Origin of the sequence: Agarivorans sp. QJM3NY_33, from assembly GCF_050870865.2 — a bacterium.
Lineage (GTDB): Bacteria > Pseudomonadota > Gammaproteobacteria > Enterobacterales > Celerinatantimonadaceae > Agarivorans.
This window is the reverse complement of sequence record NZ_CP194039.2, coordinates 2,981,401-3,004,604: the sequence shown is the minus strand read 5'-3', so window position 1 is coordinate 3,004,604 and position 23,204 is coordinate 2,981,401. Positions and strand designations below refer to the sequence as shown.

Annotated in this window: 18 protein-coding genes; 10 read left to right on the top strand and 8 right to left on the bottom strand. The window is 42.1% G+C overall.

The genetic code is table 11. The annotated features are described in order from the left end of the window. The first annotated feature begins 55 nt into the window (after positions 1 to 55). Complete coding sequence (locus tag ACRRSY_RS13490) at positions 56 to 538, top strand: YfiR family protein (RefSeq protein ID WP_432463402.1); 483 nt, start codon at positions 56 to 58, stop codon at positions 536 to 538. A gap of 23 nt (positions 539 to 561) precedes the next feature. Beyond that, a complete protein-coding gene (locus ACRRSY_RS13485) occupies positions 562 to 2,577 on the top strand; it encodes a putative bifunctional diguanylate cyclase/phosphodiesterase (protein WP_432463401.1) in 2,016 nt (671 codons plus the stop codon). Between the two features lie 20 nt (positions 2,578 to 2,597). Here the strand turns inward: ACRRSY_RS13485 and ACRRSY_RS13480 are convergent, their stop codons facing one another. Together ACRRSY_RS13480 and ACRRSY_RS13475 are read right to left on the bottom strand one after the other, a co-directional pair. Next, on the bottom strand, positions 2,598 to 3,899 hold the full coding sequence (locus tag ACRRSY_RS13480) for an inosine/guanosine kinase (RefSeq protein WP_432452693.1): 1,302 nt from the start codon (positions 3,897 to 3,899) through the stop codon (positions 2,598 to 2,600). A gap of 148 nt (positions 3,900 to 4,047) precedes the next feature. Beyond that, positions 4,048 to 4,731, bottom strand: a complete 684-nt coding sequence (locus tag ACRRSY_RS13475; protein ID WP_432452694.1) for a tRNA (adenine(22)-N(1))-methyltransferase — start codon at positions 4,729 to 4,731, stop codon at positions 4,048 to 4,050. A 390-nt stretch (positions 4,732 to 5,121) separates the two neighbouring features. On the opposite strand from ACRRSY_RS13475, the gene ACRRSY_RS13470 reads away from it, so the two are divergent. The 4 genes from ACRRSY_RS13470 to ACRRSY_RS13455 all read left to right on the top strand — a co-directional run bounded on the left by ACRRSY_RS13470 (position 5,122) and on the right by ACRRSY_RS13455 (position 8,288). Then, positions 5,122 to 5,373, top strand: a complete 252-nt coding sequence (locus ACRRSY_RS13470; RefSeq protein ID WP_432452695.1) for a DUF4212 domain-containing protein — start codon at positions 5,122 to 5,124, stop codon at positions 5,371 to 5,373. Beyond that, on the top strand, positions 5,374 to 7,110 hold the full coding sequence (locus tag ACRRSY_RS13465) for a sodium:solute symporter family protein (RefSeq protein ID WP_432452696.1): 1,737 nt from the start codon (positions 5,374 to 5,376) through the stop codon (positions 7,108 to 7,110). A gap of 291 nt (positions 7,111 to 7,401) precedes the next feature. After that, a complete protein-coding gene (locus ACRRSY_RS13460) occupies positions 7,402 to 7,842 on the top strand; it encodes a hypothetical protein (RefSeq protein ID WP_432452697.1) in 441 nt (146 codons plus the stop codon). 185 nt (positions 7,843 to 8,027) lie between these two features. Continuing rightward, complete coding sequence (locus ACRRSY_RS13455; RefSeq protein WP_432459596.1) at positions 8,028 to 8,288, top strand: hypothetical protein; 261 nt, start codon at positions 8,028 to 8,030, stop codon at positions 8,286 to 8,288. A gap of 4 nt (positions 8,289 to 8,292) precedes the next feature. On the opposite strand, the gene ACRRSY_RS13450 is transcribed toward ACRRSY_RS13455, so the two are convergent. Together ACRRSY_RS13450 and ACRRSY_RS13445 are read right to left on the bottom strand one after the other, a co-directional pair. Further along, the gene (locus ACRRSY_RS13450; RefSeq protein ID WP_432459595.1) at positions 8,293 to 8,700 is read right to left on the bottom strand and encodes a SufE family protein; all 408 of its coding nucleotides are present in this window, start codon (positions 8,698 to 8,700) and stop codon (positions 8,293 to 8,295) included. After that, positions 8,693 to 9,907 carry an aminotransferase class V-fold PLP-dependent enzyme gene (locus ACRRSY_RS13445; RefSeq protein WP_432463400.1) on the bottom strand — a complete coding sequence of 405 codons (1,215 nt, stop codon included), beginning with the start codon at positions 9,905 to 9,907 and terminating at the stop codon, positions 8,693 to 8,695. The genes ACRRSY_RS13450 and ACRRSY_RS13445 overlap by 8 nt, the downstream gene beginning before the upstream one ends. 107 nt (positions 9,908 to 10,014) lie before the next feature. On the opposite strand from ACRRSY_RS13445, the gene ACRRSY_RS13440 reads away from it, so the two are divergent. Together ACRRSY_RS13440 and nhaD are read left to right on the top strand one after the other, a co-directional pair. After that, complete coding sequence (locus ACRRSY_RS13440; RefSeq protein ID WP_432463398.1) at positions 10,015 to 11,184, top strand: diguanylate cyclase domain-containing protein; 1,170 nt, start codon at positions 10,015 to 10,017, stop codon at positions 11,182 to 11,184. A gap of 40 nt (positions 11,185 to 11,224) precedes the next feature. Further along, positions 11,225 to 12,640 (top strand): sodium:proton antiporter NhaD, encoded by a 1,416-nt coding sequence (gene nhaD, locus ACRRSY_RS13435; RefSeq protein WP_432459592.1) that lies wholly within the window; start codon positions 11,225 to 11,227, stop codon positions 12,638 to 12,640. A gap of 322 nt (positions 12,641 to 12,962) precedes the next feature. Here the strand turns inward: nhaD and ACRRSY_RS13430 are convergent, their stop codons facing one another. The 3 genes from ACRRSY_RS13430 to ACRRSY_RS13420 are packed head-to-tail and all read right to left on the bottom strand — an operon-like array spanning position 12,963 to position 17,679. Next, on the bottom strand, positions 12,963 to 14,462 hold the full coding sequence (locus tag ACRRSY_RS13430; protein ID WP_432463397.1) for a SpoVR family protein: 1,500 nt from the start codon (positions 14,460 to 14,462) through the stop codon (positions 12,963 to 12,965). A 7-nt stretch (positions 14,463 to 14,469) separates the two neighbouring features. Then, positions 14,470 to 15,738 carry a YeaH/YhbH family protein gene (locus ACRRSY_RS13425; RefSeq protein WP_432452704.1) on the bottom strand — a complete coding sequence of 423 codons (1,269 nt, stop codon included), beginning with the start codon at positions 15,736 to 15,738 and terminating at the stop codon, positions 14,470 to 14,472. Between the two features lie 18 nt (positions 15,739 to 15,756). After that, positions 15,757 to 17,679, bottom strand: coding sequence for a PrkA family serine protein kinase (locus ACRRSY_RS13420; RefSeq protein WP_432452705.1), 1,923 nt, complete (start codon positions 17,677 to 17,679; stop codon positions 15,757 to 15,759). 985 nt (positions 17,680 to 18,664) lie between these two features. On the opposite strand from ACRRSY_RS13420, the gene ACRRSY_RS13415 reads away from it, so the two are divergent. Beyond that, positions 18,665 to 20,350, top strand: a complete 1,686-nt coding sequence (locus ACRRSY_RS13415; RefSeq protein ID WP_432452706.1) for a sodium:solute symporter family protein — start codon at positions 18,665 to 18,667, stop codon at positions 20,348 to 20,350. A 145-nt stretch (positions 20,351 to 20,495) separates the two neighbouring features. Next, a complete protein-coding gene (locus ACRRSY_RS13410; RefSeq protein WP_432459590.1) occupies positions 20,496 to 21,035 on the top strand; it encodes a hypothetical protein in 540 nt (179 codons plus the stop codon). A gap of 189 nt (positions 21,036 to 21,224) precedes the next feature. On the opposite strand, the gene ACRRSY_RS13405 is transcribed toward ACRRSY_RS13410, so the two are convergent. Beyond that, positions 21,225 to 22,631: a glycoside hydrolase family 1 protein gene (locus ACRRSY_RS13405; protein ID WP_432463396.1), complete on the bottom strand. Its 1,407-nt coding sequence runs from the start codon at positions 22,629 to 22,631 to the stop codon at positions 21,225 to 21,227. Between the last annotated feature and the right edge of the window lie 573 nt (positions 22,632 to 23,204).

Sequence of the window (23,204 nt, the reverse complement as noted above, 5' to 3'; positions counted from 1 at the left end):
TCTGGGTAAGCGTTGCCTGCTCACTTTGCTGTTGTTTTGTGGCTTGACTTTGTTTATGAATCAGGTTGAGGCCAGTGACACAGAAATCGCATTGAAAGCTGGCTTTACATTTAACTTTGCCCGATATAGCGAATGGTCGGGTCAAGCTGCGTTGCGCGGCTCGTTTCAGCTATGTAGTCCTGATTTGCATTTTGTAACGGTGGCTGAAGATGTCTTGGCGGGGCAAACTGTACATGGTCTTCCTATTACCGTCAGTCATGTCGAATTGGTTCATCAAGCGATGTCCCAATGTAACTTGCTATTTGTAAGTGCAGCTTATCGAGCACCATGGCAAGCACTCGATAAGCATTTATTTCGACATACCATGTTGGTCGGAGAAACCGCTGATTTTATTAAGTACGGTGGACATATCCGATTTTTTTTACTATCCGGTAAAATCCGCTTCGAAGTCGCTCCTGATGCACTCAAAGAGGTTGGTATTGTGATGAGTTCCAAAGTATTGAGGCTCAGTCGAGTTATCAGTGAGGGGGCTCAATGAGAGCTTTTTTTCTAATGAATACAATGAGTAAAAAACTGCTATTTATTCTAATGAGTATGGCAGTATTCTCAACTCTAATGGTCGCTGGGGTTTTTAGTGCTTATGAGTTGGTCAGCGCTAAGCGTGAGCAACAGCAGGGCTTACAAAACTTGGCTAATATTATCGCGCCGAACGTGACGGCAGCGTTGCTGTTTGATGACCAAGAGTCGATGCACGAATTAATTAAACCATTGTTGTTACGCAAAGATGTGGTTAAAGCTGAAATATTTGATTCACAGCAGCAGCTGATTGCGAGCGTGGTTAGTCCTGTAGACTCTGTTGCTTTAGAGCAGCAGCCCAGTGCGATTATCCGAACCTCTAGTTTATTGGTGATGGATGGACAAATTTATGGAGAGTTGAGCCTCTCGGCCAATCAGAGTTATATCGAGCAACGGATCATATTTTATGGTCAATTTTTAGTGGTTCTGCTGCTTATCACCTTTGGTTTAAGTTGGTTTTTTTCATTATTTTTGCAGCGCGGATTTTTACGGCCTTTATTACATTTGACCGATGTTGCCGAGCGAGTCACTTCGAGTAATGATTATAGTTTACGCGCGCAGCAATCCTCGGGGGATGAAGTCGCCAACTTGACCGAATGCTTTAACAGTATGTTAGAAACGATTGAGGCTCGGGACCGCAAGTTAGAAACTCAAGTGAAGGTACGCACTCAAGAGTTGGAAAGTGTCAACAACCAACTCTTGGAGTATGCCTATACCGATGGTTTAACTAGCTTACCTAATCGTCGATATTTTTATGAAAAAATTCAAGGTTTAGTCAAGAGCAATGTGAGTTTTTCTATTGTATTCATCGACTTAGATGGGTTTAAGGAAATAAACGATACTTTGGGCCATGATTATGGTGATATTTTGTTGGGCCAAGCAGGGCAACGAATACTACGTTGTGTGCGCGAGCAGGATACAGTCGCTCGTTTAGGTGGAGATGAATTCACTATTGTTATTGAAGGGGTCAGTAATAAAGAACGGATAACAGGGATTGCAGAAACGGTATTAGAAGGTTTAGCGAAACGTTTTAATATTAAACACGAAGCTGTTTATGTGAGCGGTAGTATTGGGATCACTTTTTATCCGCAAGATGGCGATAGTGTAGAGCAATTAGTGAAACACGCCGATCAAGCGATGTATGTGTCTAAAAGTCGTGGTCGCAATTGTTATCAATTTTTCTCTTCAGAAATGCAAATTGAGGCGCAACAAAAACGTAAGTTGTTAGAGGAATTACGAACAGGCATAAACGAGCAGCAGTTTGAGTTATATTTTCAGCCGATTGTTGCCGTTAGCACCACTGGAAACACTGAGCGAGTTAGTAAAGCAGAGGCCTTATTACGCTGGAATCACCCTGAAAGAGGTTTGATTAGTCCTGGAGAATTTATTGCTGCTGCGGAAGATTCTGGTTTGATCCGAGAACTTAGTGCATGGGTGATGCACGAAACGGTTGCAACGATTAGCCTTTGGCGTCAGCAAGGGTATTTACCAATACAAATTAGTGTGAATACCTCACCATCGCAGTTTGATGACGGCGGTATTTGGATTGACGATTGGCTACGGGAAGTCAGAGCCTATGAGCTACCAGAACATAGTATTATGATTGAAATCACCGAAAATGTGCTGATGAAAACCAACGCTTCGATTAAGCAGCAACTGACGCTTTTACATCAACAAGGCATCGATGTGGCTATCGATGATTTTGGCGTTGGCTATTCTTCTTTGGCTTATCTACAGCAGTTGGATATTGATTTATTAAAAATAGACCGTTCATTCATTCAGCATCTAGAGAACAATAAAGATAGCGCAGCGTTGGTGAAGGGAATTATTACGATGGCCCACCATTTAGACTTGAAAGTGGTTGCTGAAGGGGTGGAATCAGAGTTGCAAAGGCAATATATTGCTGACGTTGGTTGCGATTATGGACAAGGTTACTTTATGTCAAGGCCGCTTCCTAAGCAGGCCTTTTACGAGCGTTATTTACAAGCAAAAACCTTGTAGATAACGCTATATTGGGGCGCTTAGCGTTCCCAATAAGCCTCTTCTAGGCTTTCTTCACGCTCCGGTAAACCACGGGATAGTCGAGGACTATCTTGGGCCAATACTTCATAGCTGACTCGGTTTGCGTATTTACAAATTTGCGCAAATGAGGAATAGCTTAAGGCTTGATAACGGTGTTTACTGGATTGTTGTACATTTGTACGATGAAAAACGTTAGCCGCCATATCATGTAGTAGTGCCGATAACGCCCCATCACCCGCACCATTGGTATTGGTTATTTTTTCGGGACCGCCCATAAATGGGGCTATGTGTGAATATACTTTGACTGCTTGTTGGCAATGTTGGCGCAACATGGGCCGAGAAAACTCATAGCGGTTGAATTCTGGAATAGAGCCGGGTAACAGGGTATGTGTGGTGCTACGTTTATGATTTTCGTCGGTATAACCGGCCATGAATAAACCACGGGACCCAGCGGTGCAAAGGATCAAATCACACCATTCTAAAGCGGTTTCGCAAGCCTGTAATATATCACTGTGTCCAGTTAAGGCTTCTGCTTCTTCTTCATTCATAGCCAATACAGTGACATGCTCTGCGATAAATTTTTGCCACCATTGAGGATCATCTTCAATTAAAAAGCGAGTGCCGAGCGTTAGTACCACTGGGACTTCGGCTTGATGTGCATATTCAATCGCTAACATTGCCGCATCAGTGATCGGATCATTCCCGGCTCGCATTAAATAAGCGGTTAAAGCTAAGGCGGCACCAGATTTAATTAGTTGTTCATCAATGTGCTGGGGACTGAGCTTATCCATGTCGCCTTTAGAGATGGCGAAAGTTCGCTCACCACATTCAGTGATGAGGGTAAAACAACGCCCAACAGGACCGGCAACTGGTTCTAAATGATTAAGATCGACGCGCGAAGAAGTGTTGCATAAGTAGCGGTAAGCGTAATCTCCAATGGTGATGTTCTTGCTCATCACGCCAAACATCACCGATCTACCATCAGCTAAAGTAGAATAGTTGTGCAGTGTATTACCGATAGTACCACCAGCAAATTCAGCGCTAATCAGCTGAGCGTCTTGTAGCTCCTGATAGAGAAGACTCGCGGCCTCATCATCAATCAGCAAAGAATTTCCCTTCACTAAGTTATGGCGTTGAATGAAGTCTTCACTAACATGCGCCTCTATATCCACTAAGGTTTGATCGATGCCTGTAATGTGGGTATGTTGCGGGCGTTGCACCGGATCCAGCAAATTGGTTAAAGGGTCGCGAGACTCTACCGGAAAATAGTGTTTGGATTTACGTTGGCCAGGAAATTTCATGCAAAAGTCGCTTGTTTCAATAGTGCTTGTTTTAGCAGCTTAGCTGCTACCTTGTTGAGCGGCCGCGATTTTACCACAGGCTGTATGAAATGTGACTTTTTGAATTGATATACACCTCTTTGCGATGAAAATGAGGTGATTTCACCTTTTATTGATGTTCATCTGGCTCGAGTAAAGCTTGATACTGGCTTAAGGCAGGATGTGCCGAGGCTTGGCTCATTCGCTGATAATGCTGAATAGTCCTTAATAGATAACGTCGATGCTCGGGATTCGTTAGTTGCCACATCTGCTGACCGATTGGGCTAATGTTAAGGCCTGCAGTTGTGCTCACATGCAGCACTTCGTAACAGCGCCGTTTGTCTTCAATTAGATGTTCACTGAGTAATGCCAGTTTCTTCTTGGCTAAAAATTCGCGTAATTCGTATTGGTGATGGACTGGGCAAAGAATGAATTCTAGCGGCCGCTGTGGATGTTTCGATAAAATGCTATCAATCAGCTGGATGCACAATTCGCCGCCGACACCTGCAATGATAATCAGCTCCTCCGTTTGGCTTGGATGAGCCGCGCTTAATGGGAGCTCGCCAGCATCAATACAATGAACTAACCACTTCGGACTCGAATGAGACTTGTTGCACGGGAAAAATCGTTGTAATTGTTGTTCTAGTTGGGCGCTTATCGTGGAAACTTGATCGACGAAGTGCACCGTCCCGGCTATCTCCCGTTGTAGTAATTGGGCTCCCAGTTGTCCGTGATCGCAGCAGCAGTCCCATATATCACGGTAGTGCTGAGTGATCAGTTGGTCAATAAATGCTAAGCGGCGGTTGAGTTTCACGATAATCCCCTAAATAAACCACGCTATAGTATATTTCTAGCCTTTATTGGCAACTATTTTAGCCCACCACTCCTAGCTTGAAGCCAGTCTCTATTGCTTGCTTGGTTAAACCTCGTTATCTGAAGTGATCTTTGGTGCCAAATATGGCCTATTTGAGTGCGACGAGCTCTCACTTTTAGTCAATTTCGCAAAGCTTTAGACTAAAGATTAATACCTGTCCTGTTAAGTATTTGTTAAGTTTTTATTCGGTAGGCTTGAATTGATTTGATATCGGATCTATTGCTACAGCAAAGAAGTTGATTTAAATCAAATTTGGCCATTAACAATAATGCAACATATTAGTCACCCTACAATCAGCAATGCGTGACCTAGATTGCTTGGAGAAATGTCATGGAAGAACAGACTACATATTGGCAAGAAAACTTGCGTTTGATATTTATCTGTCTCGTCATATGGTTCGTGGTCTCATTTGGTTTTGGCTTGTTATTGGTTGAACCGTTGAATGAGATCCGTTTAGGTGGATATAAATTAGGTTTTTGGTTTGCGCAACAAGGCTCAATTTATACCTTCGTCGCTTTAATTTTTTGGTATACCGCCAAAATGAATAAGCTCGATAAAAAATACCATGTGAAGGAGTCATAAATGGACGAGTTAAAACTCTATACCTACATCGCCGTATTTGGCTCATTTGGGCTTTATTTTGCTATTGCGTGGTGGGCTCGCGCCTCATCAACTAGCGATTTTTATGTGGCTGGTGGTGGGGTAACACCGATCCAGAATGGGATGGCAATTGGCGCCGACTGGATGAGTGCCGCATCGTTTATTTCTATGGCAGGTTTGATTGCCTTCCTTGGATATGGTGGCTCGGTATTTTTAATGGGTTGGACCGGGGGTTACGTATTATTGGCAATGTTGTTAGCACCCTATATGCGTAAACACGGTAAATTTACCGTACCGGAGTTTATTTCTGATCGATATTACTCTAGGGGGGCACGAATTGTTGCAGTTATATGTCTTATCATTGCTTCACTAACTTATATTATCGGTCAAATGAAAGGGGTGGGTGTGGCCTTTTCCCGTTTCTTGGAAGTGGAATACGATAACGGCTTATATATCGGTATGGCGGTCGTTTGGGTTTATGCGGTGTTAGGTGGGATGAAAGGCATCACTTATACGCAAATTGCTCAATATTGTGTGTTGATATTTGCTTACACGATTCCGGCAGTATTCATTTCTTTGCAGTTAACGGGTAATCCTATTCCGCAGCTTGGTTTAGGGAGCACTTTGGCTGATGGCAGTGGTGTATACCTGTTGGATAAGTTGGATATGGTGGTCACTGATTTAGGCTTTAAAGAGTATACCACTGATAATATGGGAGGCACGCTGAATATGTTTGCCTACACCATGTCGTTAATGATCGGTACTGCGGGCTTACCGCATGTGATTATGCGCTTCTTCACCGTACCAACGGTGCAAGCGGCTCGTTCTTCGGCAGGTTATGCTTTAGTATTTATTGCGCTTCTTTACACTGTGGCACCAGCAGTAGGCGCCATGGCTCGCTTTAATTTGATGAATACCATTGTTCCTTCAGCGGATAACAATCTGGTATATGATGAGCGTCCTCAGTGGTTTAAAGATTGGGAGCAAACTGGGCTGCTAAAATTTGAAGATAAAAATGGTGATGGCAAAATTCAGTATGTGGCCGATAAAGGCGCAAATGAGATGGTGAAAGTGGACCGTGATATTATGGTGCTTGCTAATCCAGCCATTGCGAATTTGCCTAATTGGGTGATCGCCTTAGTTGCTGCGGGTGGTTTGGCTGCAGCTCTATCTACGGCGGCGGGCCTATTATTGGCGATATCTTCCTCTATATCTCATGACTTGATGAAGGGGGTGTTAACGCCCAATCTCTCGGATAAAAATGAGTTGCTAGCGGGTCGTATTGTGATGACCTTAGCCATTCTTGTCTCGGGTTATCTCGGTTTAAATCCGCCTGGATTTGCCGCAGGTACGGTGGCATTGGCCTTTGGTTTAGCTGCGTCTTCTATTTTCCCTGCGTTGATGATGGGTATTTTCGCCAAGAAAATGAGTGGCACAGCAGCGATTGCAGGCATGTGTTCGGGGATTGGCGTGACTATGCTGTACGTATTCCAGCATAAGGGCATTATGTTTATTCCGGGTACCTCTTTCTTGGGTGATATGGCTCCCAATTGGTTCTTGGGAATTTCGCCTAATGCCTTTGGTGTTGTTGGGGCTTTAGTTAACTTTGCCGTTGCTTTTGCAGTTTGCAAGGTCACAGGACCCGCGCCGCAACATATTCAAGATATGGTGGAAAACTTCCGTATACCGCATGGTGCGGGGGCGGCACACGACCATTAATTCGAGTATTGATTGAACTTAGTGAAGCAAAAGGCTCCCTAGTTGGAGCCTTTCTTTATCTTAAATGACCATATTATGAATCCTTAGAACCAGATACTGATAGGTCTATTCAGGTTTAAGATGACTTACGATCAATGATTGTTGATAGCAGAGGCAAATCGCCGTTCTATCATGAGGTGTTAAAAATTGTTGGGCATTTTTACGTAGTGATGGTTTTCAAATACTCAAAACCAGACAATCAGTTTTGCTACAGAGTGTCCAATTTTAAAGCTCCAAATACAGGATGTATAAATGAACAAACATACTAAGTTGGCGATACTGGTGATGCCATTTTTGGCTATCGGCGGCTACATTGCTTCTGATATTTATTTAGAGCATGACGCGGGTAAGGATAGAGTGATTCAGCTCAGTACTTATGGTCATTGCGATATTATTAATCAACAATGTATTTTGCAATCGGGTGATTTTCGTTTAAATATCTCTGATCAAGCGGGAGTCACGGAAGTGAACTCAACCTTTCCTTTAGACCAAGCCACTTTATTCTTGGTTGATAGTTCGGATCAGGTTACCGCTTATCCCATGGAAATGAAAGATAGCCCTTATTATTGGCAGCGTAGCACTGAATTGCGGAGTTTGATCCCTAATCAGGGAAATAGCTATAAACTACGTATCATCGCTAATATTAAAGGTGGCAAATATATCAGCGAATTCTACAGTCAAACCGTGCGTTAAATATCACCTAATTGAGAGAATATACTTCTTTGGTGTGCAACAAGATGCAGTGCATTCATTCGGTTCTTTGATGTCAAAAACTGGTTTCTAGATCATTAAATGATTAATTTGTTGTGATTAAATGCAGCCAATCCAATACAATTGGTGTTTGTTACTTTTATCTATTATTTTTATAGGATTAAGTCGTGAGTGCTAATCAAGTATGTCCATCTTGTGGTGGACATAAACCTGCTTTAATGGCATGCCGTGATTGCGGTTTTAAATATGTTGTTGCTGGTCGTCCTCCTGAGCCAGCTAAGCCAAACGTTTTAGTTAAGCCAAAAATTACAGCCGAGTCTATTCCAAGAAGTCAATATAGAGCGGTGGTTGAGGAAGGTGCTTCTAAGCCACAAGTGATCATTAAAACCAAAAAACGTCGCCAATACACCATTCCTAGTGAAGAATAATTGATTAGCAACCGTTGGTGTTTATTTGCTGCCATATGGCAGTAATGCCATTGTTTCTCGATTCGCTGAGGTGCTGAGCTAAACCCAATTGGGTTAAGGTCTTACGGAATAAGATTTTGGCTGGTTCTGTTTGTTGAGGGTATTCAGCAATGCAAGCCAGCAAGATCACCAGTAAGCCTTTGATGATTCGAGCGTTACTATCTATTTGTAGTTGACCTTGATGGTAATGCAGCCATACGTCGCTTTCGCAGCCAATAACTTTGTGTTGTTCGGTCTGGTATTGCGGATCTATCGGTTGAAGCTGTTTGCTTAATAATAGCAATTGTCGGTAACGTTCTTCCCAAGATTGGCATGGCTGAAAAATTTGCTCTATATGCTCTAAAGTTAAACCGATTTGCGGTGTATTACTCATCAAATAGCTCCATGATATTGTCTATTGCCTCGATGAGTTTATCGATCTCTTGCTGAGTATTATAGAGCCCTAGAGACAGACGAATACTACCTTGTTTGGCGAGTTTTTTACTTAAAGGCATCGCACAATGATGGCCACATCGTAGCGCTATATTATACTGGTCGAACAGCGTCGCAGCATCTTGAGGATGGATCCCTTTGAGAACAAAGGAAATTAAACCAACACGCATCATTGGCGTCCCAATCAGCTCGACCTTGGGGTGTTCTCTTAGCTTTTTTAGTGCGTAATTTAATAGGCTGCGTTCGTGATTTAAACGTTCTTTGAGCGGAAACTGCTTTAAAAATTTTAGGGCTGCGGCTAAACCGATGGCCCCCACAATGTTCGGTGTTCCCGCTTCTAATCGGTAGGGCAGACGATTCCAAGTGCTTGTTTCGCAGCTCACTTGGCTGATCATTTCTCCGCCAAATATACTTGGTTGTAAGGCTTCCAAGGCTTCCGTTTTTCCATAAAGTACTCCAATACCTGTTGGACCATAGACTTTATGACCAGAAAAAAGATAGTAATCGCAGCCTAAACGCTCAACGTTAACATCTAGATGAGCGATCGCCTGAGCGCCATCAACAATCACTTTTGCGCCGTATTGTTGCGCGTGTCGGACTAGTTCTGGAATAGGCAACAGCGCCCCAATGCTATTGGAGACGTGAGAGATCGCTAAAATTTTACATTTTTCACTAAAGTGTTCTTTAAAATTATCTATATCAATATCACCATTATTTAATATAGGTATACACTTAAGAGTGGCACGGGTTCTGGCTGCTAATTGTTGCCAAGGGACGAGGTTGGAGTGATGTTCTAATTCACTCACCCAAATTTCATCACCCTCGGTTAAGCTATAGGCTAAGCCATTCGCTAGCATATTACAGCCTTGGGTGGTGCCGCTGGTCCAAATGATGTTGTCAGCTTTGCTACCAATAAATTCAGCAATGGTCTTTCTGGCTGATTCGAAGGCATTGGTGGCTTGTCGAGCGAATTGATGACTCGCTCTATGAACGTTTCCATGACCGTGTTGGTAGTAGTTTTGAATCGCGTTGAGCACGGCTTCAGGAACTTGTGTCGATGCCGCACTATCCAAATAGGTAAGCTGTTGGTTTTCGCGGTTTAAAGACGGAAAATACCGCCGATAGATATGCTGTTTAGCTGAAGTCACAGTTGTCTTACCATAGCAAATAAAGCGGTTATTGTATCGGTAGCGGAGATTCTACACTAGCCTATATCGATGTTATCTTTGATTTTAGTAATGGAGTTACAGATAAGATGCCACAGTCTTCAAGCTTAGTTACTTGGCAAAAAGTCTATTTTGGCTTTGCTCAGCCGAGTCAGGAAAGTCAATTTCGCGAGATGAAGTGGTTACAACAGTGTCGTCGGCTGGCTGGTATTCAAGTGATATATGCATTGAGTGTGTTGTTTTTTTTTACACAAACCGGTTTATTACAAGCTTGGTGGGTGGTCGCAGATTGGCAGGCGACTGGAGCCCTTGCTTGCTGGTTGTTTATTCAAGTTATATTAGGCTGGTTTGGTCAGCAGATCCTTAGCGTAAAAGAGGTATCGGCTTTTGTCCTTGCGATGTTCTGCCAGCACTGCCTGTTGCTCTGCTTATTACTCTTTAACCATTCTGTCCTTGTTTTACCTTTCTGGTTGATTTTTAGTTTACCGGTGTTACTCACAACTATTTATATACCAATAGTATTGGCACATAGCATGATAAGTATTGCTGGCGGATTTGTGGTATATATCGATTTTCAGGCCTCTTCCCTGCACTTGGGCCAATGGGCATATTCGATACTTTCAACCATGGGTTTAGTTTATGTGCTGTTGGTTGTCGGGATCTTTTTATTGCATAAATTATGGCGTAATCAATATATTGCTGAACAGGGATTACAACTGTTTAGCGAACAGTATTTCGCTAGAGCTGCGGATGATGAATCATTATCGCCAGTAGTAGAGGTTGATCCTGTAACTGGCTTAGCAAATGAGACCTGTTTTAAACGATTCTCCGAGACAGAAATCGAACGAAGCTCTCGTTATCAAAATGCTTATTCTGTCATCTTAATAAAAATTAATCATTTTTTTAACTACCAAGATACGCTGGGGCAAGAAGAAGCCGATAAGCTTCTGATTAACATGGTAAATCTATTGCATCCTAAGATTAGAAAAGTAGACCTAATCGCTCGTTATCAACAAGACAAGTTTGTTATTGGTTTACCTGAGACAAGCCTTTATCAAGCGCTCGATACCGCAGAACGTATGCAGACTGCATTGAGTACAGAATTTTGGAGTCGTTTTGCTGAGGACTTACAACTGGAAACGAGATTTGGGGTGGCTTGTATCGATAGTTCCGTGATGACTGTTGAACAATTACTGATGAAAGCTGAACATGCCATGAATAACCATCGTAGTCCGGTAGCTTTGAGCTACGGCCGTTAAGTTTTTGAATATATTCGGTTTCACTTAGGAGTTGGATTGGATGCGGGCCCCTTTATTCTTGCTATTATGTGTTTTTTCTTTAACTGTAAATGCCGCTGAAAATAGTAATTTGGTCGATTCATGGTTAGGTTATGGCGCCTTGGTTATTTTTATTGTTGCCTATTTATTGGTGATGAGCGAAGAGGTGATTCATTTACGAAAATCTAAGCCAGTATTGGTTGCTGCAGGCTTAATTTGGTTTTTAATTGCTATCTATTATCGAGGCTCTGGCCAAGAGCACCTCGTCACTGAGGCTTTCAGGCACAATTTACTTGAGTTTTCTGAGTTGATGCTGTTTTTGTTGGTGGCGATGACCTATATCAATGCGATGGAAGAGCGGCGGCTGTTTGATGTACTGCGAGCCTGGCTGGTTCGTAAGCAGCTCAGTTATCGTCAATTATTTTGGCTAACGGGAAGTTTGGCCTTCGTGATCTCTCCGGTCGCCGATAATCTGACGACGGCTTTGTTAATGTGCGCAGTAGTAATGAAGGTGGCTAATGGCAATAGCAAATTCATTAATTTAGCCTGCATCAATATTGTGATTGGTGCCAATTCGGGAGGCGCTTTTAGTCCCTTTGGTGATATTACAACGCTGATGGTGTGGCAAAAAGGATTGGTTCATTTTTCTCAGTTTTTTGACTTATTGTTACCTTCGATGGTGAATTTTTTGATTCCTGCCATCATCATGTCGGTGTTTGTTTCAGCAGACTCTGTGGAAGCTGAAAATGAAACGGTAGAGCTAAAACGTGGCGCAAAAAGAATTGTACTGCTGTTTTTGGTGACGATTGCTACCGCTGTATTAGGTCATAGTCTATTCCATATGCCGCCTGTGTTGGGCATGATGATGGGGCTCGGTTATCTGCAGTTCTTTGGTTTCTTTTTACGTAAAACCTTAGCTTCTAGCTTACATAAAAAAGCGGTGAATGCGATTGCTCAACGAGATGATGCACGCTTAAAAGCTCTTGGTAGCGTAGTGCCTTTTGATATATTCAACCGGGTTGCTAGAGCCGAGTGGGATACCTTGTTGTTTTTTTATGGGGTGGTTATTTGCGTCGGAGGGCTTGGATTTATTGGTTATTTGGAGATGGCATCTTCTCTGATGTATCAGCGATGGGAGCCAACTCACGCAAATATTGCGATTGGCGTGTTGAGTGCAATTGTGGATAACATTCCAGTAATGTTTGCGGTCCTCACTATGGAGCCCAATATGGTGTTGGGACAGTGGTTATTGGTGACCTTAACTGCTGGGGTTGGGGGAAGCTTATTATCTATCGGTTCTGCTGCGGGTGTGGCGCTGATGGGGCAAGCCCGTGGTCACTATAGTTTTATTAGCCACCTGCGCTGGAGTCCGGTGATTGCGCTGGGTTACGTGGCCTCGATTTATTGCCATTTGTTACTTAATGCTTCGTTATTTTGAGGGGCTTGTTGCTTGAAATACCAGTTTTATTCAGCCTGTTAATCTTTTAATTCTAGCCATCAAACGGTTTCTCGGTTTCTACTGACCGCAGTCACGCACTCTAGGGAGTAGGGGGCTTATACGTTTATACATTGCCAGTAGGGCCGTATACTCTGTTAAAGCGGTATTTGTTTGCTTTGCTTGATACCGCTTGTAGAGATTAAAATTTTTATCTTGAATAAAAACAGACCTTAAAAGCTTAATTGCTGGTGAGGTCGCAAATAAATTTATTTTTGCTGAAGCTAATTCCCCTTAGAATATATGTCGCCCATTCCTTTGGCAGCTATTCTGGATTAGGGCAGCGTGCAATTTGCTTTACTTTTCCTTGTTCATCAACTTGTTCAAGTATTACATCGAAGCCCCATAATCGATGTAGATGCTTGAGTACCTCATGTTTACTTTTGGCTAAAGGAATGCCCTGATGAGGAACGTAGCGAAGGGTTAGTGAACGGTCACCCCGTAAGTTAACATTATATACTTGAATATTTGGTTCGATGTTACTTAGGTTATATTGTGAGCTGAGCGCTTCTCGAATTTGCTGGTAGCCTTGCTCATCATGTATTGCTTTTACCTTTAAATAAGGTTTATGTTCATTGTCATCAAGCGTAAATAGTTTTAAATCGCGAATGACTTTAGGCGATAGAAACTGACTGATAAAACTTTCATCTTTAAAGTTGCGCATTGCAAAGTGTAAGGTTGTTAACCAATCTTTCCCGGCAATATCTGGAAACCAGCGTTTATCTTCTTCTGTTGGAGACTCGCAGATCCGACGAATATCAGTCATCATGGCAAAGCCTAATGCGTAGGGGTTTATGCCATTAAAGTATGGGCTGTTATAGTTGGGTTGCAATATTACGCTGGTGTGACTATGTAATATTTCTAAGATAAATCGTTCACTGACTAAGCCTTGATCAAACAAGTGATTGGTGATGGTATAGTGCCAGAAGGTAGCCCAACCCTCATTCATCACTTGGGTTTGTTTCTGAGGATAAAAATATTGACTAATTTTACGCACGATCCTAACTATTTCTCGTTGCCACGTTTCCAATAGAGGTGCGTGTTTTTCCACAAAGTACAAAATATTTTCTTCAGGTGATACCGGGAAACGACCTTTAGCTTGGGGATCACTATTTTGTTTCGTTGGAATGGTTTTCCACAGCTCATTGATTTGACTTTGTAAATACTCGGCTCTGGAATCCTGCCGTAGTTTTTCTTCTTCCATAGATATCGGGCTCGGGCGTTTATAGCGGTCAACTCCATAGTTCATTAATGCATGACAGGAATCTAATAGATCTTCAACCGCATTTACGCCATGACGAGCCTCGCATTTGCTAATGTAGTTTCTTGCGAAAACTAAGTAATCAATAATCGAGCTAGCATCGGTCCAAGTTTTAAAGAGATAGTTATTTTTGAAAAAACTATTATGACCGAAACAGGCGTGAGCGATCACTAAAGCCTGCATAGGCATGGTGTTTTCTTCCATTAAATAAGCAATACAAGGATCGGAATTAATCACAATCTCATAAGCTAAACCCATTTGTCCCCGTTTATAGGTTTGTTCGGTTTGAATGAATTTTTTGCCGTAAGACCAATGGTGGTAGCCGATTGGCATACCGACACTGGAGTAGGCATCCATCATTTGCTCGGCAGTGATGACTTCAATCTGATTTGGATAAGTCTCTAGTTGGTAATGTTCAGCTACCTTGGCTATTTCTTGATGATAGCTTTCTAGCATCTCGAAGGTCCAATCTGGTCCATCGGGCAACATCTTAGTTTTGCTCATGTGGGCCTCACGCTGTGGCTTTTTTAAAGAGATCTCTAAAGGTTGGCAGAATTTCTTCGGCCGTTTTTACATGACGAATAGAGAAGTTTGGGAAGATTTCACTGAGTTGCTCATACTGATGCCATAAGCTTTGATGGGCTCTATTGGTGATTTCTATGTACGAATAGTGGCGACTGAGTGGAAGTAGCGTTTTTTCCAACAATTCTCGACACTTGGGTGAATCGTCGGCCCAATTATCGCCATCTGATGCCTGAGCCGCATAGATATTCCACTGCTCTTTGGGGTAACGCGCTTTGATGATGTCATCCATTAAAGTCAGCGCACTAGAAACAATCGTGCCTCCGGTTTCTTGAGAGTAGAAAAACTCATGTTCATCAACTTCTTTTGCTTGAGTGTGGTGGCGAATAAACACCACTTCTATCTTTTTATAGCTACGAGTTAAGAATAGATATAGGAGTAAATAGAATCGTTTGGCGATGTCTTTGGTTGCTTGGTCCATCGAACCTGAAACATCCATCAAACAAAACATAACGGCTTGAGTACTCGGTACGGGGTATTTCGCAAAATTGTTGAATTTAAGATCAAAAGTATCGATAAAAGGGATCTTTGCTAAACGTTTTTTTAAGTTAGCGATATCTTGTTTTAATTGTTCTATTACTCTTTGGTTTACGAGTGGATCTAAAATTTTTTCTGCAAGTTCTTGTTCTAACTGTTTAAGTTGCTTACGTTTATCCCCCCCCATAGCCATCCTTCGAGCCAAAGAGTTTTGCAAGGATCGCACAATATTGATATTGGCAGGCACACCGTCATTGGTATAGCCAGCGCGAGCAGTTCGGTATTCAACAATGCTGTCTACATCGGTCTCCTGCAGATTGGGGAGCTCCAAGTCGTCAAATAGAATATCTAAATATTCATCTTTGGAAATGGTAAATTGAAATTCTTCAGTGCCTTCGCCTTGATCACTGGCTTCACCATCACCTGAACCGCCGCCTTGCTCTTGCATTGGACGGTCTATTTTGTCTCCGGTTCCAAACTGGTCATTGCCTGGTAAAGTTCGCTGACGATGGCCTCCTTCGCCTTGATGGAAAAATGGTTCACTAATATCTTTATGCGGAATACTAATGCTTTCGCTGTTCTCTAAGTCTTGAATACTACGTTGATTAACGGCGTCATTCACCGCCCGCTTAATTTGACTTTTATAGCGGCGAATAAAGCGCTGGCGGTTCACCGCGCTTTTATTTTTACCATTCAAACGTCGATCGATAAAATGAGCCATTGACGCCCTCCATCAAATCTATGAAGATTTACGAACGCGTAAATACCACTCAGATAACAAGCGTACTTGCTTCCGGGTGTACCCTTTCTCCATCATACGGTCAACAAAGTCGTCATGTTTTTGTTGGTCATCAACGGAGGTTTTAGCATTGAAAGAAATAACGGGTAGTAAGTCCTCGGTATTAGAGAACATTTTTTTCTCAATGACGGTACGCAGTTTTTCATAACTGGTCCAACTTGGATTTTTGCCATCATTGCTGGCTCGAGCCCTTAATACAAAGTTAACGATTTCGTTACGGAAGTCTTTAGGGTTACTAATCCCTGCGGGTTTTTCAATTTTTTCAAGCTCGGCGTTTAAGGCTGCTCGGTCAAATAACTGTCCGGTGTCTGGGTCTCGATATTCTTGATCTTGGATCCAAAAATCAGCATAAATGACATAGCGGTCAAAAATATTCTGCCCGTATTCTGAATAAGATTCGAGATAAGCGGTTTGAATTTCTTTGCCAATAAAGTCTACATATTTAGGAATTAAGTAGCCTTTTAAATGTTCGAGGTAGCGATCGGCCAGCTCTTGACTGAATTGCTCGCGTTCAATTTGTTGTTCTAAGACATAGAATAAATGGACTGGATTTGCTGCAACTTCGGTGGTGTCAAAGTTAAATACGCGCGACAAAATTTTAAAGGCAAAGCGCGTCGATAGACCTTCCATTCCCTCATTCACCCCTGCAAAATCCCGGTATTCTTGATAAGACTTCGCTTTCGGATCGGTGTCTTTCAGAGTTTCTCCGTTGTATACCCGCATTTTAGAGTAAATACTAGAGTTTTCGGGGTCATTCAATCGCGATAAGACTGAAAACTGGGCTAACAGTTCTAAGGTGCTAGGGGCACATTTAGCGGTATTTAACTCACTATTATCTAATAGTTTTTGATAAATATTTATTTCTTCACTGACTCGTAAACAGTAGGGCACTTTCACAATGTAAACACGGTCTAAAAATGCTTCATTGTTGCGGTTGTTTCTAAAACTTTGCCATTCTGATTCGTTTGAGTGAGCGAGGATAATGCCTTCAAATGGAATTGCCGATAGGCCTTCGGTACCATTAAAGTTCCCCTCTTGGGTTGCTGTCAACAACGGATGTAATACCTTGATAGGGGCTTTAAACATTTCAACAAATTCCATCAAACCTTGATTGGCTCGACATAAAGCGCCGGAGAAGCTATAGGCATCGGGATCATTTTGCGCATAGTGTTCTAGTTGACGAATATCGACTTTGCCCACTAAGGATGAGATATCTTGGTTATTTTCATCTCCTGGTTCGGTTTTAGCGATAGCCACCTGTTGAAGGATGGATGGGAAACTTTTTACCACTGTGAATTGGCTAATATCACCGTTATATTCCTGAAGGCGTTTTGCGGCCCAAGGTGACATAATCGTTTTTAAATGGCGTTTATTAATCCCGTATTCTCGCTGTAAAATGTCACCATCTTCATTCGCATCAAATAAACAGAAAGGATGATCGTTTACTGGAGAACCTTTAATCCGATAAATGGGAACGAGCTGCATTAAAGCTTTAAGTTTTTCGGCAAGCGATGACTTACCCCCGCCAACAGGACCGAGTAAGTAGAGTATTTGCTTACGTTCTTCTAATCCCTGAGAGGCGTGCTTCAGGTAAGAGACGATTTGCTCAATGCTATCTTCCATGCCGTAAAACTCTTTAAAGGCTGGATAACGAGCAATTACTCGATTCGAAAATAACCGACTGAGGTGTGGATCTTTGGAAGTATCTACCATTTGGGGTTCGCCAATGGCAATCAGTAAACGCTCTGCTGCGCTGGCGTAAGTGCTGGGATTATTTTTACATAGAGTTAAGAATTCATTGAGCGTGAGCTCTTCTTCCTGAGCTTGCTCGTAACGCTGTTGATAGTGGTCAAAAATACTCATAGCCTAGGCCCCCTAAAACAAGCTATCTTGATAACAGATAGTATTTAGAAACAATAAATTTGATGAAGCGTTAAAGTAAGTTTATACCATGACAAAAATAAATTAATAAAAAATAAGCATTTTTTTGTAACAAATCGCTGATGTTTCAATGCACCAAGGTTTGCTGCTAAGACCATACGAAGATGAAAAACAGTCCAGCTAATCGGCCATTATTGATGTCATCGCTGGTGAAGCAACGGCGACTAACAGCGTAAGATTTAACCGATATTTAAGTCCTATTGTTTGTGTGTTGCAAGGTATATTACTGGATGATGTTGCATATATGATTGAACCAGAGAAACCTTGTACTAAATTTAAACCAACAATTTCATCGTTTTCTTGACAAGTTCATGTGTGCCTTTCACTGACGTTTTATACGCTGTGAACAATGAAATCGATCGGGTGATTCACTTAGTCACGATGTTATATAGCTCAAATAACGTTAAATTACTGTAAATAAAATGTTGCTATGAGCGTTTGCTATGTTATTTTTAGGGGGTGGCTTAAACCTTCCAGCTTTGGTCGGCGAGCACTGCATCGAGGGGAGTAGTGTTGAAGGTTTACAAAAAGCACGTTTCCATTCGCTCTTGCTTTGCGAGAGCTTTTTTTATGCCTTAAATAAATAGAAGAAAATGTAGTTTACCTTTCTCTAAGCATTGCGGCGCTCCAATATTAACCGTTGAAGTAAGCATTTAGACTAAAGAATTAGTTAGCTTATATTTTATAAATTGGATATAAAAAACAATGAGTTGTGTTTTTTGTTATTCCAAGTTGTGCGGTCTATGGGGCAAGCTAAGCTACAATATACCAAAGTCTAAGTTTCAAGCCTTCGATTAAGCTCTATTTTTTAACAAATTATTAACGAATGCCGTGTTTTATTGGTGAGACATCAAACCATGTTTGCCAATTTAAAATCATCGTGTAGAACACGGCTTGTTGGGCGAAAATGAGTATTCAAACTTGGGTCTTTATATTTATAGGCTGTAGTTTTACCTCTTATATGATCATTGCTATTTGGACTAAGGCCAATACGACGCGCGAGTTTTACCTCGCTGGTGCGCAGGTTCATCCGGTCACTAATGGTATTGCTACGGCGGCCAGTTGGATGTCTGCGGCTTCGTTTTTATCCTTGGCTGGGCTCATCTCTATTGCTGGTTATGATGGCGGTATTTATTTGATGGGGTGGACCGGTGGCTATGTCATATTAGCGCTCTGTTTAGTGCCCTACCTACGGCTATTTGCAAAAATAACGATCGCGGATTTCATCGCCGAACGTTATTACTCGCGTATAGCTCGGCTGGTGGCGGTTATCTGTATTGTGTTTATTTCATTTATCTATATCGCGGGACAGATGCGGGGTATTGGTCTGGTGTTTTCTCGGTTTTTAGATGTAAACATGAATCTTGGCGTGTTGCTCGGGATGGTGATTATGTTTATCTACACCGTATGGGGAGGCATGCGAGGGGTGACTTATACTCAAGTTGCTCAGTACTGCTTACTTATTTTTGCTTTTTTAGTCCCCGCATTTCTCACCTCATTTAGTTTAACTGGCCAGTATCTACCGCAAATGGGTTTAGGTAGCCACTTACTTGGACAACCAGAACAGTATGTTCTGGATAGGCTAGATATTTTATCCCTTGAACTCGGTCTTGCTTCGTTTACCAGTGGTCATAAATCATTGATCGATATTGGTTTTGTTACACTGGCCTTAATGATGGGGACTGCTGGTTTACCGCATATAATTACCCGTTTTTTTACCGTTTCTGGGGTCAAAAAAGTCCGTTCATCTGTGGGATATACCCTGGTTTTCATTGCGCTGCTTTACACTGCAATCCCCGCTGTAGCTGCTTTTGCCAGGTTAAATATCATCGAGTCGATTAATCCCCAGAAGCCGCTGCAACTTGAGGTTTCGCAAGAACCACAGTGGTTGAATAACTGGCTACAAACGGGGCTTGTTGAATGGCAGGACGTTAATGGTGACGAGCATTTATTCTATAGTGGTGATGAGCGCAATGAAGTTTATCTTAATCAAGATATGGTGGTATTAGCCTCCCCAGAGCTGGCGAGTTTGCCCAATTGGGTTATCGCCTTGGTAGCAGCGGGAGGTTTGGCAGCTTCTTTGTCAACTGCTGCAGGTTTATTACTGGTTATTGCAAGTAGCATTGCTCATGATCTCGGCAAACACATAATCAAACCTGATTTAACTGATAAGCAAGAGCTCAAGTGGGCGCGAATGAGTGTTTGCGCGGCAATTTTAACCGCTGGATATTTGGGTGTTAATCCACCAGCTTTGGTTGCAGAGGTTATTGCTTATGCGTTTGGTTTAGCTGCCTGTTCTATTTTTCCAGCTATGGTTATGGGGATATTTTCTAAGAAGATGAATCGGCTGGGTGCGTTGAGCGGTATGTTGGTTGGGATGAGTTTGACGCTTACTTATATTAGTTACTTCAAATTTATTGAGCCGACGGCTAATGTTCCAGAGTACTGGTGGTTTGGGATCTCACCAGAGGGAATTGGCGCACTGGGAATGCTAAGTAATTTTGCGGTGGCTTTCTTGGTGCATCATTGTACGCAGGATGCGCCTGAATCGGTTCAGAGTTTAGTTGCGGAACTAAGGCGACCGCCAGCTTAGTTTGTTGACGATAAGGTTCAATGTTTTGAGTCTATTTTTGATAAATTTAGCTATCGTTTAACAACCGAACTCAAGCTGGATAGGCCCCTTTCAGCTTATCTGTTGACGCTACTTGGCTTATCAAATATGAGAGGAGCTGCACCCTATGGATTTAGACGCTAAAAAATTCAAGTATGGATTAGTTTTGGTGATCAACGTTTTGCTTGTGAGCATGGTGTTGTTAATCCTCAGTCATATCGGCGTTCGGTATAGCAAGTCGATAGATGTACTTGAGGCCAAATTGCTACCAGCGATGCAGGAGATCTTAAATGCTGACCGACATCTTTATCAAGCGAGAACTGCAGAGTTAGAAGCGATTTCATTAGCAAGTACTCAGCAGCAACATTATGTGGATATTCATCATCAGCATGCCCAACAAGCGAAACAAGGAATGCTGAATTTTTTGATATTGCTAAGAGATTTTCCTGAAGTTTTACAAGGATTGGAGGTTTTTGAAACGTACTTCGCGCGTTGGCAACAAAGTAGTTCGGAGGTATTTTACTTGTTGGATTCAGGTCAATCAACAAAGGCTGAGCAATTGAGTCTGAATCGAGGCTATCAAAACTTCATTGAGTTACGCGAATTGTACAATTTGGCGGGAGAGTCCGCAGAACAATTAAATGCTGATTTGACCCTTAAAGATTAGGCTGCTGGAACAGTGTGCTTGGGGAAAACTTAGCTCTTGAGCGGCAGAGGTCCTTCGGGTTTGATGTCACTGGTTTGCTGAATGCTGCTTCTCAAGTCAGTGAATAAAAAAAACGACGTCATAATTATCTGGCGTCGTTTATATAGAGTGATGGTGAGTGCGACTCACATTGAAGCGATGATTTGCTTGTTATTTTGTTGGGGGAGTAAGGTTTTCTCCTTTCGATTGGATTACATCTTGATACCAAAAGAAACTTTTTTTGCGCTTTCTCAATAGACTCCCTTGCCCTTGGTCATCACTATCGACATAGATATAACCATAACGTTTAGACATTTGTGCGGTTGAGGCACTCACCAAGTCAATTGGAGCCCAGCTGGTGTAACCCATGATCTCCACGCCGTCCTGTAAGGCTTCACCCACCTGATATAAGTGGTCGTTTAAGTAGTCTATTCGATAGTCGTCTTCTATCTGTCCATTTTCATTGACCGTATCAACTGCGCCAAGTCCATTTTCGACAATGAATAGAGGTTTTTGATAGCGGTCATAGAGGAGGTTTAGCACGATGCGGAGCCCTTTGGGGTCAATTTGCCAACCCCAGTCTGAAGATTCCAAATAAGGATTGCAGCCCATTTTGAGTATATCTTCATCAGTAAAGGCCATATCACTTTGATGAACACTGACACATCCCGTCATGTAGTAGCTAAAGGAAATGAAATCAATGGTCTCAGTTAAGGCTTCTTTATCAGCTTCGGTTATGTCTAGCTTTACGCCCATTTGTTTGAATTTTCGCCAAATGTAGCTTGGGTAATAACCACGGCTTTGGACATCGCCAAAAAATAACCATTCTCGATTTTGTTGTAAGGCTTCGAAGATATCATCTGGATGGCTGGTGAGAGGGTATTGAATTGCGCCTAACATCATATTGCCAATTTTTCCATTGGGGACCAGTTGATGGCAGGCTTTCACGGCTTTTGCGCTGGCGACCAGTTGATGGTGGATCCCCTGATAAAGGTTTTGTGGATCTGTTCCTCGCGGAATGCCGGCTCCAGTGAAAGGTTCATGTAGCGTGATATTAATTTCATTGAAGGTTAGCCAATGTTTAACCCGATCACCATATCGAGAGAAAACAGTGCTTGCATAACGTTCAAAGAACTCAATGAGTTTTCGGTTGGTCCAGCCCTGATAATGCTGAGCGAGATGTAAAGGCATTTCATAATGGGAGAGGGTTACCAGTGGAGTGATGTTGTGTTTTTCTAATTCATCAAAAATTTTGTCGTAGTATTCGAGCCCCTGCTGGTTTGGCTCTAGCTCGTCGCCTTTGGGGAAGATCCGACTCCAGGCTATGGATAAGCGAAAACAGCTGAAACCAAGCTCGGCAAACAATGCGATGTCTTCGGGATAGCGATGATAAAAATCAATGGCGTTGTCTTTTATGTTGAAGTCTCCCTCAACTCGAGGCTTTAATTCACCAAAGGTGCCATACGGTTGGATGTCTGATGTTGACAGTCCTTTGCCATCGGCGTTATAGGCGCCTTCAATTTGATTAGCTGCGGTTGCTCCGCCCCATAGAAATGTATCAGGAAAACGAAAAGCCATGGTTCTCTCCCTACTTAAATGGTGGTATGCATGAATGCTGGATAAGATACGCTAATTTAAAAATAAACAAATAGTGGTACAACCTAATTTAAACGCCTTATGGATTAGATTGGCTAATGAATGGTTTTGCGGATAATCGTTACAAATTAAAGAGAAGCACAAATAGGCTCTTCGATTTTTGTATAGGTGACGGAAGCGCTTTGATAGCTAGCATGCGCCGAGTAAAAAAGGTCTTGGTTGTTGCGTTTTATTGGCGGAAGGAAAGGTTTCTTTAGTTGTAAATGTCTTGATTAACTCTGTTAATTCCCTTGACTCTTTTGATGATTTCAATTGTAGATAAATATGATTATTGTTGAGTTTGTTCTCTACCTAAAATTTTGACATCTAAAATTAATTTTTAAAATGATGCAAAGGATAACCTTCATTGTTTCGAAGTGAATTATGCTAATTATTTTAAATAAAAAATGTGAATTAAGCCGTTTATTTTGAAAATAACTAATCAAACAATACAGGAGGCTAGTTTGTTGAAAATGAAGGGATTTAAACATAAATTTTGGTTTTTCACATGATTTT

Coding starts and splice junctions, on each gene's coding strand:
- ACRRSY_RS13460 (WP_432452697.1), top strand. CDS start 7,402: ATGAACAAACATACTAAGTTGGCGATACTGGTGATGCCATTTTTGGCT.
- ACRRSY_RS13490 (WP_432463402.1), top strand. CDS start 56: ATGAATCAGGTTGAGGCCAGTGACACAGAAATCGCATTGAAAGCTGGC.
- ACRRSY_RS13410 (WP_432459590.1), top strand. CDS start 20,496: ATGGATTTAGACGCTAAAAAATTCAAGTATGGATTAGTTTTGGTGATC.
- ACRRSY_RS13415 (WP_432452706.1), top strand. CDS start 18,665: ATGAGTATTCAAACTTGGGTCTTTATATTTATAGGCTGTAGTTTTACC.
- ACRRSY_RS13430 (WP_432463397.1), bottom strand. CDS start 14,462: ATGAGCAAAACTAAGATGTTGCCCGATGGACCAGATTGGACCTTCGAG.
- ACRRSY_RS13465 (WP_432452696.1), top strand. CDS start 5,374: ATGGACGAGTTAAAACTCTATACCTACATCGCCGTATTTGGCTCATTT.
- ACRRSY_RS13440 (WP_432463398.1), top strand. CDS start 10,015: ATGCCACAGTCTTCAAGCTTAGTTACTTGGCAAAAAGTCTATTTTGGC.
- ACRRSY_RS13485 (WP_432463401.1), top strand. CDS start 562: ATGAGTAAAAAACTGCTATTTATTCTAATGAGTATGGCAGTATTCTCA.
- ACRRSY_RS13480 (WP_432452693.1), bottom strand. CDS start 3,899: ATGAAATTTCCTGGCCAACGTAAATCCAAACACTATTTTCCGGTAGAG.
- ACRRSY_RS13420 (WP_432452705.1), bottom strand. CDS start 17,679: ATGAGTATTTTTGACCACTATCAACAGCGTTACGAGCAAGCTCAGGAA.
- ACRRSY_RS13470 (WP_432452695.1), top strand. CDS start 5,122: ATGGAAGAACAGACTACATATTGGCAAGAAAACTTGCGTTTGATATTT.
- ACRRSY_RS13405 (WP_432463396.1), bottom strand. CDS start 22,631: ATGGCTTTTCGTTTTCCTGATACATTTCTATGGGGCGGAGCAACCGCA.
- nhaD (WP_432459592.1), top strand. CDS start 11,225: ATGCGGGCCCCTTTATTCTTGCTATTATGTGTTTTTTCTTTAACTGTA.
- ACRRSY_RS13450 (WP_432459595.1), bottom strand. CDS start 8,700: ATGAGTAATACACCGCAAATCGGTTTAACTTTAGAGCATATAGAGCAA.
- ACRRSY_RS13425 (WP_432452704.1), bottom strand. CDS start 15,738: ATGGCTCATTTTATCGATCGACGTTTGAATGGTAAAAATAAAAGCGCG.